At 63.9% G+C, this 12,152-nt stretch carries 15 protein-coding genes and 1 pseudogene; 5 read left to right on the forward strand and 11 right to left on the reverse strand.

Going from position 1 to position 12,152, the window contains the following annotated elements; translation table 11 throughout:
- Window positions 1–32 precede the first annotated feature (32 nt).
- From D3227_RS23615 to D3227_RS23625, 3 genes are all read left to right on the forward strand, one after another.
- A complete protein-coding gene (locus D3227_RS23615) occupies window positions 33–545 on the forward strand; it encodes a DinB family protein (protein ID WP_120016690.1) in 513 nt (170 codons plus the stop codon).
- Window positions 546–771: 226 nt separating this feature from the next.
- Window positions 772–1,356 carry a hypothetical protein gene (locus D3227_RS23620; protein ID WP_208646421.1) on the forward strand — a complete coding sequence of 195 codons (585 nt, stop codon included), beginning with the start codon at window positions 772–774 and terminating at the stop codon, window positions 1,354–1,356.
- 420 nt (window positions 1,357–1,776) lie between these two features.
- Window positions 1,777–2,565 carry a GGDEF domain-containing protein gene (locus D3227_RS23625; RefSeq protein WP_120016691.1) on the forward strand — a complete coding sequence of 263 codons (789 nt, stop codon included), beginning with the start codon at window positions 1,777–1,779 and terminating at the stop codon, window positions 2,563–2,565.
- 56 nt (window positions 2,566–2,621) lie between these two features.
- Here the strand turns inward: D3227_RS23625 and D3227_RS23630 are convergent, their stop codons facing one another.
- The 6 genes and pseudogenes from D3227_RS23630 to D3227_RS23655 all read right to left on the reverse strand — a co-directional run bounded on the left by D3227_RS23630 (window position 2,622) and on the right by D3227_RS23655 (window position 7,403).
- A complete protein-coding gene (locus D3227_RS23630; protein WP_120016692.1) occupies window positions 2,622–2,924 on the reverse strand; it encodes a DUF982 domain-containing protein in 303 nt (100 codons plus the stop codon).
- Window positions 2,925–3,148: 224 nt separating this feature from the next.
- Window positions 3,149–3,887: pseudogene (locus D3227_RS23635) on the reverse strand (SDR family oxidoreductase).
- A gap of 28 nt (window positions 3,888–3,915) precedes the next feature.
- Entirely contained in the window at window positions 3,916–4,905 is a 990-nt protein-coding gene (locus tag D3227_RS23640) for an aldo/keto reductase (RefSeq protein WP_120016693.1), read from the reverse strand.
- A gap of 56 nt (window positions 4,906–4,961) precedes the next feature.
- Window positions 4,962–5,546 (reverse strand): NAD(P)H-binding protein, encoded by a 585-nt coding sequence (locus D3227_RS23645; RefSeq protein ID WP_120016757.1) that lies wholly within the window; start codon window positions 5,544–5,546, stop codon window positions 4,962–4,964.
- A 15-nt stretch (window positions 5,547–5,561) separates the two neighbouring features.
- Window positions 5,562–6,977: an MFS transporter gene (locus tag D3227_RS23650; RefSeq protein ID WP_120016694.1), complete on the reverse strand. Its 1,416-nt coding sequence runs from the start codon at window positions 6,975–6,977 to the stop codon at window positions 5,562–5,564.
- A 30-nt stretch (window positions 6,978–7,007) separates the two neighbouring features.
- On the reverse strand, window positions 7,008–7,403 hold the full coding sequence (locus D3227_RS23655) for a (R)-mandelonitrile lyase (protein ID WP_120016695.1): 396 nt from the start codon (window positions 7,401–7,403) through the stop codon (window positions 7,008–7,010).
- Window positions 7,404–7,525: 122 nt separating this feature from the next.
- Between D3227_RS23655 and D3227_RS23660 the strand changes: the two genes are divergently transcribed.
- On the forward strand, window positions 7,526–8,419 hold the full coding sequence (locus D3227_RS23660) for a LysR family transcriptional regulator (protein WP_120016696.1): 894 nt from the start codon (window positions 7,526–7,528) through the stop codon (window positions 8,417–8,419).
- Window positions 8,420–8,442: 23 nt separating this feature from the next.
- Here D3227_RS23660 and D3227_RS23665 read toward each other — a convergent pair whose 3' ends face one another.
- The 5 genes from D3227_RS23665 to D3227_RS23685 all read right to left on the reverse strand — a co-directional run bounded on the left by D3227_RS23665 (window position 8,443) and on the right by D3227_RS23685 (window position 11,857).
- Complete coding sequence (locus D3227_RS23665) at window positions 8,443–8,628, reverse strand: hypothetical protein (protein ID WP_147377662.1); 186 nt, start codon at window positions 8,626–8,628, stop codon at window positions 8,443–8,445.
- Between the two features lie 85 nt (window positions 8,629–8,713).
- Complete coding sequence (locus tag D3227_RS23670) at window positions 8,714–9,004, reverse strand: hypothetical protein (protein WP_120016698.1); 291 nt, start codon at window positions 9,002–9,004, stop codon at window positions 8,714–8,716.
- Window positions 9,005–9,135: 131 nt separating this feature from the next.
- The gene (locus D3227_RS23675) at window positions 9,136–9,426 is read right to left on the reverse strand and encodes a hypothetical protein (RefSeq protein ID WP_147377663.1); all 291 of its coding nucleotides are present in this window, start codon (window positions 9,424–9,426) and stop codon (window positions 9,136–9,138) included.
- A 70-nt stretch (window positions 9,427–9,496) separates the two neighbouring features.
- Window positions 9,497–11,575 (reverse strand): ATP-dependent helicase, encoded by a 2,079-nt coding sequence (locus D3227_RS23680; protein WP_120016700.1) that lies wholly within the window; start codon window positions 11,573–11,575, stop codon window positions 9,497–9,499.
- A 90-nt stretch (window positions 11,576–11,665) separates the two neighbouring features.
- Window positions 11,666–11,857, reverse strand: coding sequence for a hypothetical protein (locus D3227_RS23685; protein WP_245451847.1), 192 nt, complete (start codon window positions 11,855–11,857; stop codon window positions 11,666–11,668).
- A 113-nt stretch (window positions 11,858–11,970) separates the two neighbouring features.
- On the opposite strand from D3227_RS23685, the gene D3227_RS41720 reads away from it, so the two are divergent.
- Window positions 11,971–12,144: a hypothetical protein gene (locus tag D3227_RS41720; protein ID WP_167480812.1), complete on the forward strand. Its 174-nt coding sequence runs from the start codon at window positions 11,971–11,973 to the stop codon at window positions 12,142–12,144.
- The last annotated feature ends 8 nt before the right edge of the window (window positions 12,145–12,152 follow it).

Raw genomic sequence — 12,152 nt, forward strand, 5'->3', positions numbered from 1 at the left:
GGCCGGAATTCGATGCGAGCGAGGCCGGAAAGATGAAACAGCATTTCATGATGTTCGCGGCCTACAATCAATGGGCCAATGGACGCATCTACGAGGCCGCCGCCGATCTCGTCGACGAAGAATTCGAAAGGGATGTCGGCGCCTTCTTCGGCTCGATGGCGGGCACGCTCAACCATCTTCTTGCCGCCGATCGTGTCTGGATGAAGCGCTTCACCGGCGAGGGCGATGCACCTTCGAGGACCGACACGATCATCCACCGCGCCCTGTCTGTCCTCAGCCTGGCACGCGAAGCGGAGGACAAGAGGATCATCGACTGGGTCGGCGGCATGAGTGACAAGGCGATCGCCGGCCGCTTCTCCTACATGACGCTTACCGAGATGCGCACTGTCTCGCAGCGGCTGGCGCCGGCGCTCAGCCACTTCTTCAACCATCAGACCCATCACCGCGGCCAGGCGCATATGATCCTGACTGTGCTCGGCCGGCCTTCCGTGCCGCTCGACCTGGTGTTGTTCCAGCGCAGCGAGGAAGGCCGTGCCTACGCCTGATTTCGGGATCAGATTGTCTTATATTAGGAATTTCTAAAGTTTTAGAATAAAGCGCGCCTTGTTTTAGCGTAGCAATGAAATATTCAAAAACTAAGATTCATGGAAAAAGAAAGAGCGTTGAAACTGAAGTGCATCTCCAAGCGTAGCCCTTGCTGCATGAGCAATATAACGGATTTGTTCCAAGAAATTGCGGTGCAGGAACTGGATGGCAACAAAGGAGAGTGTCATGCCTAGTATCGTTCGGAGAATCGCTGGAACTTTTGCAAGTGGAGCGATTGTCGTTATTCTCGCCGCTCCTGGAAATGCGGCTGAGGTTGGCCTTGGTGGCCTTGGCGGCGTTTCCATCGGCGGCAATTCAGCCAACGGTAATGTGGGCGGCGCCAATGGGGCCAACGCAGACGCTTCCTTCGGCGGCAGCAGCACCAGCGCCAACGCTTCGATCGGCGGCTCGGGGGCCGCCAATGCCGACGCCACCATTGGTGACGGTGGTGCCGCGGCTACGGCGTCCCTGGGCGGGACCAACGGCGTAGGGACCAATGCATCCCTGGGCACCGGCAATGGGGTCAATGGAGCGCTGGGAACGACGCTCGGCGGCACGAGCGCCAATGTCGGTGTCGGCACCGGGGTTGGCATTCCTAGCACCCCCGGCACTCCGGCAACTCCCGGCACACTGGGTCTGCCCGGCGTCGTCGCTCAGATGTCGACCAGCCAGCTGACGCGGATGAAGAAGCGCTGCGTCGACGTGCTGAGCAGCGAAGGCACCTATGACCGCGAACTGCGGCAGCTCTGCCTGCTGATTTCGCGCCGGTAACGCCGGATCCCGAACGCCGGTCCCCGGCGAAACCGATCTCGCCGGGGACCGGGTGCGGAAGGAATTTTTTGCGACGGCGCTCGTGCGTCCCGCGCACCCGCTCCGCACTGGATCGGCGGGAGTGTCGACCAGCCGATCGCGGGGAGTGTCGACCGGCCGTGAGGCTTCTGCGGCACACTCTTACCGCGTGGCCCCGACGCAGCTTTCGAACAGGCCACGCGTTGTCGAGAACCTCCGGCCAGTCTGAAGGCCCGCCACGCAGATGGCGGGCCTTTGCACCGCTCCGGCCAATAAATATTAGCGCATAGAACATTAGTGTCTTTGCGGGGAAAGTTTAACCATGTTCGGATTGCAACTCCGATCTTAGGACTTCATTTGCCTTCCCGCATCAGGATGATCTGACGTAGTGGGAGCAATGGCATGAGGATCGATTTGTCCCCGACAAGCTGGGGCAGGGTTATCGTGGTGACGGTCGTCGGCACGGCGATCTGCATTGGCGCTGCGTTCTTCGTCGATTCCTTCAATTTCCCCCATCTGTCGCCCGAAGCGCTGTGGCACGCGCAATTGACCGACCTGTTCCTGCCGCTGGTGCTGGCGGGATCGTTTTTCTTCTTCCTGATGTTCAAGATGCGCCAGTTGGCCATCGCCCAGAAGGAACTGAGCATCGTCGCGGCCACCGACAGCCTGACGGCGGTGTTCAACCGTGGCGCATTCTCGATGCTCGTCGAAGCCTATCTCGATCAGGCCCGCAGCCAGGCGGTCGTCAATGCCGGTGCGTTCCTGATCGTCGACGCCGATCACTTCAAGACCATCAACGATCGCCTCGGACACGATTGCGGCGATCAGGCGCTGAAACTGATCGCCAAGACGATCCAGGATCAGCTGCGCGGCGCAGACATCGTCGGCCGCATTGGTGGCGAGGAATTCGCGGTCTTTCTTCCCGGCGCCGACCCCTCGCAGTCCTGGCTGGTCGCCGAGGGCATAAGGCGGCGGATCCGCGAGGTGGAATTTGCTCCAGGCGGGCGGCCTTGCCCGCTTTCCGTGAGCATAGGCGGCATCGCCTTCAGCGGCCCGACCACCTATGCCGACATGTTCCGGGTGGCCGACGAGCACCTCTACAAGGCCAAGTCGAACGGCCGCGATCAGGTCAGCTTCGAAACGACCGGGCTGCGCGGTCCGGCGGTCGGCGACGCCGCGACCGTCCACTGAACAACGATCCTTTGACACTCAGTTCCCGCTGACGCCGGCGGGACAGCATCCCGCTATCAGGCGGCGTAGCCGCCAAAACCGCGCGCGACCGGCTTGACCGAGACGGCGGGCTGGGCGGCCGGCCAGAGCACGCCAGCGGTCACCGCGAAGCTGATCAGCGCATCGCGCGCCGCATCGAGGGAAATATCGCCGGCACGTGCCGCTTCGCAGGCCTTCACCGCCGCGCCATAGCTTAGGCGGCGGCGCGACGGCGGGAATTCGGTCAGGAATTCGTGCATGTCGAACAACGACGCGATCATGCGCTTGTGGCCGGCGCCGACGGTAACGGCGACCGGGGTGAAGAACATCCTGTCGTGCATTCTGGCCTCTCGGGTTGGACGAAAAAGGCGGCGGTCGCCGCTCTTCCGGTTGGGGTCGAACGCCAGAGAACGCGGAGGGTGGCATGAGGTTCCATGGCCAGGAGCCATTTTTAAGGGAAGGCAGTAGGGCAGTAGGGCAGTAGGGCAGTAGGCAGTAGGATTGGCGGTTCCCACCATTTTCTATTCCCCTACTGCCCTACTGCCATATTTCCTTATCCCCCTCCTCAATAATCCTGCCGTGTCGGCCGAAATAGGATCTCGTTGACGTCGACCTCTTCCGGCTGGCTCATGGCGAAGGCCACCATGCTGGCGAAGGAACTGGCCGGAATGGCCCACCGCTCGTACAGTTCGCGCGCCCCTTGCGCGACGTCGGCTTCGGTGACGCTCTCAGGCAGCTCCGTTGCCACCGCGCCGGGCGAGATGATGGTGGAGCGGATGTTGTAGGGCTTCACCTCCTGCCGCAATCCTTCGGAGATGACGCGCACCGCATGCTTGGTCGCGGCATAGACCGCGCCGCCCGGACCGACCTTGTGACCGGCGACGGAGGACACGTTGATGATGTGGCCGCTCTTCTGCGCCTTCATGTGCGAGAGCTGCGGCGATGCCGTAGAGAACGCCCTTGATGTTGACGTCGATCATGCGGTCCCAATCCTCGATCTTGCCGCGCTCCAGCGGCGGGTGTGGCATCAGGCCGGCATTGTTGATGATGACATCGATGCGGCCATGCGTCTTCACCGCTTGGTCGACGAGACGCCGGACCTGATCGACGTCGGTCACATCGGTCTTCAAGACGGCGTCCTTGCCGAGTGAAAGCTCGCCCGCAAGCGCCTGCAACCTGTCCAGACGCCGCGCGCCGAGCACCAGCCTGGCGCCTTGACTGGCAAGCAGGTGGGCAGTCGCCTCGCCGAGCCCGCTGCTGGCGCCGGTGATGACGACGACCTTGTTCTCGATACCTTGTGTCATGATCTTTCTTTCCGATTTTTCGTCGCGCTCAGCGATCGATCCTTGCCGCCTGTTGCGGGGAATAGCGCTCTCCCTGCACGGCAATCGCCGAGACCGCGTTCTCGATCTTGCGAAGGTCGTCCGCGGTCAGCGCGACAGTGGACGATCCAATGTTCTCCTCGAGGCGATGAAGCTTGGTGGTGCCGGGGATCGGAACGATCCAGGGCTTCTGCGCCAGCAACCAGGCGAGCGCCACCTGCGCGGGGGTGACCTTTTTCTCGGCTGCGATCGCGCCGATGGAATCGACCAGAGCCTGGTTCGCCTTCCTGGCCTCCTCTGCAAAGCGCGGCACGGTGTTGCGGAAGTCGCTGCTGTCGAACGTCGTGTCGGCGGTGATGGCGCCGGTGAGGAAGCCCTTGCCCAACGGGCTGAAGGGCACGAAGCCGATCCCCAATTCCTCAAGCACCGGCAGGATCGCCTCCTCGGGTTCACGCCACCAGAGCGAGTATTCGCTTTGAAGAGCCGCGACCGGCTGCACCGCATGCGCGCGCCGGATGTTGCGCACGCCGGCTTCGGAGAGGCCGAAATGCTTCACCTTGCCCTGCTGGATCAACTCCTTCACCGCGCCCGCGATGTCTTCGATAGGCACGACCGGATCGACCCGGTGCTGGTAGAGGAGGTCGATGCGGTCGGTCCTCAGCCGCTTCAGCGAAGCCTCGACGACGTCGCGAATATGCTCCGGCCGGCTGTCCATACCGTCGTGTCCGGCGGTACCAGCAATGTCGATGCCGAATTTGGTGGCGATCACCACCTGGTCGCGGATTGGCTGCAGCGCCTCACCGACGACCTCCTCATTCGTGAACGGTCCATAGACCTCGGCGGTGTCGAAGAAGGTGATGCCCCGCTCGAACGCCGCCCGGATCAGGCGGACGGCATCCGCCGGCTCCATGGGCTGCCCGTATGACTGGCTCATCCCCATGCAGCCGAGGCCGATGGCCGAGACTTCGAGGCCTTTGTTTCCAAGTGTGCGCTTTTGCATGGTGTTCTTTTGTGGTGAAGGCGGTGGCGCGGCCGGCGTATCTGCGCCGGCGGATGTCATGCCCGGCTGACCCCGAGGCTGGCGCGGACGTGGAGTGCGGGCGACGTCGCCAGCCTGACGATCAGATCCGACAGGCTGTTCAGCGAAACGTCGTGCCCCCGAAACGCTTCACCTTTTTGCGTGATCTGGTAGTCGACCTCCTCGTCATCCGTGAACCAGCCTGGCCTGAGGATGGTGAAGTCGAGATCGGAGTGCTCGATCAGCGCTGCCGAGTCGCGATAGGGGTCGAGAATGCTGCGGTAGTGTTCTCCGGGCACCTCACCATAGATGCCCATCGAACTGATGAAGATCAGCCGTTTCAAGCCTGCGGCATGCATGGCGTCGATGATCGCACGCGCCTGCCTTGCCATGTCACCGGAAAGGTTGGCGTAGACCATGTCCTGCCCCTGCATGGCGGCGCTGAGCGCGCCGGCATCAACCACATCGCCCTCGACGATTGCTACCCGTCTCGGATCTGGATTGGCGAGCCTGCGGGCTCGGCGCAGATAGAGCGTCAGCGTGACATCGGTCGTCTCAAGGAAGACCCGCGTGGCGTTGCGCGCCAACTGGCCATTGGCGCCGAGGATGAGAACCTTCGTCATCATTGTGTTCCTGGGTTACGCGACGGCGCCGGCCTCAATGGCCTTGCGCGGCCTCACGATCAGCGCCAGCACGAGAATGAGCGCCAGCGCCAGCATCATCGAGCCAGCGGTGAGTGCGGCGGTGACCTCATGGACAAGCAGGTCCCGGCCGTCGAGCGCGCCGGCGCCGAAGGCCGACACTGCGACCAGCACCGCAAGCCCGAGCGAATTGCCGAGCTGGTGGGCGACATTGACGACGCCGGACGCAGCACCCGCATCCTCGGGACCAACGCCGGAGACGCCGGCGGCGGTGAGCGGGCTCAGCGCAAAGCCTTGGCCAGCGCCGATCAGCATCATCGGCAAGGCGATGCCGCTGACAAAGGATGCGTCGGGAGCGATGCGGCTCAGCCAGGCCATGCCGATCACCGACAAGGTGAGGCCACCGGCAAGCAGCCGGCCATTGCCGAACCGCCTGCTCATCTGCGGCACCGTCATCGCCACGGCGAAGTTCACCAGCGTGGCCGGCAGGAATGCGAGGCCGGTGAGCGCGGCGCTGTAGCCGATCACGCCCTGCAGATATTGCGTGGTGAAAAAGAAGAAGCCGATCATCGCGCCGAGGAACAGCATGCGCGCCGCATAGGCGCCGGAGCGCACCGGGCTGGCGAACAGCCTGAGCGGCATGATCGGTTGCTCTGCCCGCCTTTGGATGACGATGAACAGGACAAGAAGCACGCCGGCGACAGCAAGAGCGGCAAGCGTGAGGTCATCACCCCAGCCCGCGCTTGCCGAACGGACGAGACCGTAGACGAGCGCGCTCATGCCGACCGTCGAGCTCAGCGCACCAGCAATGTCGAGCCGGCCGGATTGCCGTTCGGTTTCCGGCACATAGCGGAAGGTGGCGGCGATCATGGCGATGCCGATCGGCAGGTTGACCAGAAAGCCGACGCGCCAGGACAGCCAGTCGGCCAAGACACCGCCCATGACCAGGCCGACACTGGCAGCCACGCCGGCAACGGCGCTGTAATAGGAGACGGCGCGGGTGCGCTCGGGGCCTTCGGAGAAATTCGTCTGCAAAAGCGCCAGCGTCGAAGGCGCCAGGATCGCCGAGCCGATGCCCTGGGTGGCGCGTGCCGCAAGCATCCACGATGCCGACTGCGCCATGCCGATCGCCAGCGACGCGGCGGTGAACAGCGCCAGACCCAGGATCAGCATCATGCGGCGGCCAAGGATATCGCCGGCGCGGGCGCCGATCAGCAGCAAGCCGCCGAAGGTCAGCGTATAGGCGCTTTGCACCCAGGATAGTTCGGCACTGGTGAAATGCAGCTCCTGCTGGATCTTCGGCAATCCGGTCAGCACGACCGAAATGTCGAGCACGATCATCACATAGCTGACGAGGATGATCGCAAGGATCGCCGTCTTGTTCGGCCCGGCCGTGGTTTTGATGGTGGACATGATTTCCCTGCCTGAATGCTCGAGCCCTGATCAGCGCCGGTATTGCTCGTCGCTGACCTTCTCCATCCAGTCGACGACCTTGCCGTCGAGCGCTTCGGCGATGGCGATATGGGTTATGGCGGTGGTCGGCGACGCGCCGTGCCAATGCTTTTCCTCAGGTGCGAACCAGACGATGTCGCCGGCGCGAATCTCCTCGATCGGGCCGCCTTCGCGCTGTGCCGAGCCTGTGCCGGCAATGACGATCAGCGTCTGTCCCAGCGGGTGCGAGTGCCAGGCGGTGCGCGCGCCGGGCTCGAAAGTGACGGTGGCGCCGCCGACGCGGGCGGCGTCGCTGCCCTTGAAAGGCGCATCGATGCGCACGGTCCCGGTGAAATAGTCGGCCGGTCCCTTGGCCGATGGCTGCGAGCCGTTTCTGGTGATGTTCATTACCGGTGTCCTTCGCTTGATCGAGCGCGATCCCGCCTCGTCTTAATGGGCACGATGTAGCGGCTGCGGCGGCGAAGGATTAGGTGGTATAATGCGCATGAACTTATGAGGATGATTCATATATGCCGCGCGAAAACCTCAACGATCTGCTCGCCTTTCTGGCCGTGGCGCGCGAGCGCAGCTTCACCAAGGCCGCTGCCCAGCTCGGCGTTTCGCAATCGGCGCTCAGCCACACCATGCGTGCTTTGGAAGAGCGGCTGGGTCTTCGCCTGCTCACCCGCACGACGCGTAGCGTCTCGCCGACCGAGGCCGGCGAACGGCTGATCAACACCATCGGCCCGCGCTTCGAGGAGATCGACACCGCACTTGCCGCGCTGAGTGCGTTTCGCGACAAGCCCGCCGGCACGTTGCGCATCACCGCCGGCGAGCATTCGGCCGAGACCATTCTGTGGCCGGCTCTGGCAAAGCTGCTGCCCGACTATCCGGACATCAATGCGGAGATCATCATCGACTATGGGCTGACCGACATTGTCGCCGAGCGCTACGTTGCCGGCGTCCGCCTCGGCGAGCAGGTCGCGAAGGATATGATCGCGGTGCGCATCGGGCCGGACATGCGCATGGCCGTGGTCGGCGCGCCAGCCTATTTCGCGCGCCACAAGCGGCCGCGTACGCCGCAGGGTCTTATGGAGCACAACTGCATCAATCTGCGGCTGCCGACTTACGGCGGCCTCTATGCCTGGGAATTCGAGAAGGACGGCCGCGAACTGAAGGTGCGGGTCGAAGGACAGCTTGTGTTCAACAATATCGGGTTGCGGATGCACGCGGTGCTGGCCGGTCTCGGCCTGGCCTATCTGCCGGAGGATCAAGTGAAGGACCAGCTAGCCGACGGACGGCTGGTGCGGGTGCTCGCCGACTGGTGCCCGCCCTTTCCCGGCTACCACCTCTACTATCCAAGCCGCCGCCAGTCCTCGCCGGCCTTTTCGGTGCTGGTCGAGGCTCTACGCTATCGGGGGTGAGAGAGGGATCTTCCCGGAAGGGCCTATGGAACGGAAGCGGTCGTCGTGATCTGGCCCGGAGCGAATGTCGGCGCCTCAAAATGCGCTGACATCACGAGAAACAGGATAGCGATGCCGGCGATAAGGGCGGCAACGACATTGACGAACAGCCTCCCGGCGAGTTGCCCCAATCTCTGCCGCCAACTCATGGCGGATGGTACGAAACGCATCCCTGCCTCCCTTTGGCGGATGGCAATGCAGCTCTCAGGCATCCGCTACGCGCCGGGGTCACGGCGCGAGCGGTACCAACCGGTCTTAGTCCCAGCCTTTGTGCAAGCCGCAGCTCCAGACCCTCTTGATGACCAGGCGGTTGTGATGCCAGCGCTTGTGCTCCCTCACGCCGCAGTCGCGATGATGGCGCCAGTAGCGCCGGTCATCATCGCGCATGGCGTACTGGCGCATATGATGGCGGCGCCATTGGTATTTGTCACGATCGCGGCCCCAGCCGTCATCGGTGGTGATCGTCACGCTTGCCGCCTGCACCGGAACCGCCGTCGGCGCCAGCGTGGCCATGGCGAGCATGGTTGCGAGGATCAGCTTTCTCATCTCAGCCTCCTTTGCATTAGGCTTTGCCAACCGAAATCCATCCGGCGGCCGATGGTTCCATCGCGATCAACCGCCAAAGTCCCTGACGCATGCCAGGAAAGGGCATTGATCGAGGGGGGAAGGAGATCGGATCAGTCCGTCTCGTCGGGGGCGTGGAGGACCAGATAGTCGGTGGAAACGGCATCGGGGCCGGTCCCTCGCGTGACGCGAACCGTGGCAACCCTCTGCCCGGGCATCAGTGTCGCCGCGTCGACCGCCCGGCATCGGCCGATCATGCCGGTGCCTTGCAGCCTGCGGGGCAGGGCGGCGGTGCACGCGGCGATTCCCGGATAGACGACGGGCTGTGTCTGAGCCGGGTGACAGAAAACCATGTCCGGACTGCATGAAAGCAGGATCATTGCCGTCGCCACTACGGGTTCCATTGTCGTGCTCCGCATGAACGCGGATTAACGCAAGGCGCGGTCTTTGGTTGCCGGCAGTGGGAGCCGCAGTCTATTTCCACATGCCGCGCATGCGCGCGCCGAGGTCGACGCGCACCTGCGGCTGACGTCGCGGATCGTCCCTGGCCTGGACGCTCGCCCACGCCGTCTGTTCGAAGGCGGAAAGGATCGAGGCCGGGATGAAGCGGGTGCGCGAGGCATAGACGTGGCGGTCGCCGCGCGCCGCCTGGCCATGGACGAAGAAGCGCTGCGGCATGACCAGATGCAGGCTGTCCCTGGCCCGCGTCATCGCCACATAGAACAGGCGGCGCTCCTCCTCGATATCCTCCTTGGTGCCGACGCCGAGATCGGCCGGAATGCAGCCGTCGACGGAATTGAGCACGAAGACGTTCTTCCACTCCTGGCCCTTGGCCGAATGGATGGTCGACAGGATGAGATAATCCTCGTCGCGATGCGGCGGCCCGGCCTGGTCGCTGGTCGCGTCCGGCGGATCGAGCGTCAGCTCGGTGAGGAAGCGCTCGCGCGATGCGTATCCGGAAGCGATCTGCTCGAGCTGCAGAAGGTCGGCCCGCCGCGTCGTCGCATCCTCGTGGATGCGCTCCAGATGCGGCTCGTACCAGAGCCGGACCTGTTCGAGATCGGCAGGCCATTTCGCGCCGGCCCGCAAGCCAGAATAGAGCGTGATGAAGGCCGGCCAGTCGTCCGCCGCGCGCTGCGGCGGCCGGTAGCGGGCGAGCCCCATCGCTTCATCGAGCGACGTCGCCATGGTCTCGACGATCTGCGAGGCCGCCGATGGGCCGATGCCGGGCAGAAGCTGCAGCACGCGAAAACCGGCGACGCGGTCGCGCGGGTTCTCGGCAAAGCGCAACATCGCCAGCATGTCCTTGATATGGGCGGCGTCGAGGAATTTCAGCCCGCCGAACTTGACGAAGGGGATGTTGCGGCGCGTCAGTTCAATCTCCAGCGGCCCGCTGTGATGCGAGGCGCGAAACAGCACCGCCTGCGATTTCAGCACCGTGCCGGCCTCGCGCTCGGCCAGGATCGCCTGGCAGACATAGTTGGCCTGCTCGGCCTCGTCGCGCACGCTGACCAGTTTCGGCTTCTGCGAGGATTTGCGCTCGGTCCACAGGTTCTTGGTGAAGCGCTCCGATGCTTGGGAGATCACCGCATTGGCGGCGGCCAGAATGGTCTCGGTCGAGCGGTAGTTGCGCTCCAGCGTGATGATCGCGGCTGCTTGAGCGAACTGTTTTGGGAAATCGAGGATGTTGCGCACTTCCGCCGCGCGGAAGGAATAGATCGACTGCGCGTCGTCGCCGACCACGGTCAACCCGGAGCCGTCGGGCTTCAGCGCGGTCAGGATCGACGCCTGCAGCCGGTTGGTGTCCTGGTATTCGTCGACCAGCACATGGTCGAACCGCGCGCTGAGATGCGCCGCGATCTCCGGCTCGGCGGCCATCTGCGCCCAGTAGAGCAGCAGGTCGTCGTAATCGAGCACGTTCTGCGCCTGCTTGGCCTCGACATACCCGGCGAACAGCGTCTTCAGCTGTTCTGCCCAGCCGGCGCACCAGGGAAACGCCGAACCAAGCACCTCGCCGAGCGGCGCCTGCGCATTGACGGCTCGCGAATAGATCGCAAGGCAGGTACCCTTGGTAGGAAAACGGCTTTCTGTCTTCGAGAACCCGAGCTCGTGGCGGGCGAGGTTCATCAGGTCGGCGGAATCCTCGCGGTCATGGATGGTGAAGGCCGGATCGAGGCCGATCTCCAGCGCATAGTCGCGCAACAGCCGGGCGCCTATGCCATGGAAGGTGCCGGCCCAGGTGAGCGCGTCGGTGATGATGGCGGCGTCGCGCCCCAGCACCTCGCCGGCGATGCGCTCGACCCGCTTGGCCATCTCGGCGGCCGCGCGCCGCGAAAACGTCATCAACAGGATGCGGCGCGGGTCGGCGCCTTTGACAATGAGATGCGCGACGCGATGGGCGAGCGTGTTGGTCTTGCCAGACCCGGCGCCGGCGATCACCAGCAGCGGCGCGGCCACCATGCCGTCGCCATGCTCAACCGCCTGCCGCTGCTGGTCGTTCAGCTTGGCGAGATAGGCGGGCTGGAAGGTCGAATCACGGGCGGCGAGGTTCATCGCCCATCAAGCATCGTTTCTGCTTTGTTCGCAACGTTTTCGCAGCGCCTTCCTCTCCCCACTCTCGTGGGGGCAAGGAACCAGGTTCTGCTACCGCCGCGGCTCCACACCCATCGCGGCCGACTGGCGCCGCAGCGCACGGCGCTCGTCGCCGGGCATCGGCAACGGATCGAAATCATCCGGCACGTCGTCGATGACCTTTTTGGTGAAGCGATAAGTCGCATAGGCGAACAGGCCAACAATCAGCAGACGGATATGATCAGATACTCCTTCGCGGACCAACCGGGGAGAGGGCATTTTGTTCCGCCGGGTCCTCCCGGCCCGGCTTGCCGTGCAACCAAACCGGCACCGCATCGTTTGCCCCTGATGAAAGGGGCAAACGAGAGGAGGTTGTCATGAAGAAGCTTCCGATACTGCTGGCCCTGGCGGCAGGGCTCGCGCTCGCTGCCTGCGACAATAACATCCCGCCGACCAAGGCGCCCGTCGACCAGAATCCACAGGTCGACAAGAATCCGGTGCCGAAGTCGATGACGGGTGGCGATCAGCCCGGCACGCCACCGGCGCAATAAATAGACCG

Origin of the sequence: Mesorhizobium waimense (assembly GCF_003601975.1) — a bacterium.
Taxonomy (GTDB): domain Bacteria; phylum Pseudomonadota; class Alphaproteobacteria; order Rhizobiales; family Rhizobiaceae; genus Mesorhizobium; species Mesorhizobium waimense.

What these genes read in the sequence shown, in the direction of transcription:
- D3227_RS23675 (WP_147377663.1), bottom strand. Translation starts at nt 9,426, where the DNA reads ATGGAACCCGTAGTGGCGACGGCAATGATCCTGCTTTCATGCAGTCCG.
- D3227_RS23630 (WP_120016692.1), bottom strand. Translation starts at nt 2,924, where the DNA reads ATGCACGACAGGATGTTCTTCACCCCGGTCGCCGTTACCGTCGGCGCC.
- D3227_RS23670 (WP_120016698.1), bottom strand. Translation starts at nt 9,004, where the DNA reads ATGAGAAAGCTGATCCTCGCAACCATGCTCGCCATGGCCACGCTGGCG.
- D3227_RS23655 (WP_120016695.1), bottom strand. Translation starts at nt 7,403, where the DNA reads ATGAACATCACCAGAAACGGCTCGCAGCCATCGGCCAAGGGACCGGCC.
- D3227_RS23645 (WP_120016757.1), bottom strand. Translation starts at nt 5,546, where the DNA reads ATGACGAAGGTTCTCATCCTCGGCGCCAATGGCCAGTTGGCGCGCAAC.
- D3227_RS23665 (WP_147377662.1), bottom strand. Translation starts at nt 8,628, where the DNA reads ATGCGTTTCGTACCATCCGCCATGAGTTGGCGGCAGAGATTGGGGCAA.
- D3227_RS23680 (WP_120016700.1), bottom strand. Translation starts at nt 11,575, where the DNA reads ATGAACCTCGCCGCCCGTGATTCGACCTTCCAGCCCGCCTATCTCGCC.
- D3227_RS23650 (WP_120016694.1), bottom strand. Translation starts at nt 6,977, where the DNA reads ATGTCCACCATCAAAACCACGGCCGGGCCGAACAAGACGGCGATCCTT.
- D3227_RS23660 (WP_120016696.1), top strand. Translation starts at nt 7,526, where the DNA reads ATGCCGCGCGAAAACCTCAACGATCTGCTCGCCTTTCTGGCCGTGGCG.
- D3227_RS23625 (WP_120016691.1), top strand. Translation starts at nt 1,777, where the DNA reads ATGAGGATCGATTTGTCCCCGACAAGCTGGGGCAGGGTTATCGTGGTG.
- D3227_RS23620 (WP_208646421.1), top strand. Translation starts at nt 772, where the DNA reads ATGCCTAGTATCGTTCGGAGAATCGCTGGAACTTTTGCAAGTGGAGCG.
- D3227_RS23640 (WP_120016693.1), bottom strand. Translation starts at nt 4,905, where the DNA reads ATGCAAAAGCGCACACTTGGAAACAAAGGCCTCGAAGTCTCGGCCATC.
- D3227_RS23615 (WP_120016690.1), top strand. Translation starts at nt 33, where the DNA reads ATGAAACAGCATTTCATGATGTTCGCGGCCTACAATCAATGGGCCAAT.
- D3227_RS41720 (WP_167480812.1), top strand. Translation starts at nt 11,971, where the DNA reads ATGAAGAAGCTTCCGATACTGCTGGCCCTGGCGGCAGGGCTCGCGCTC.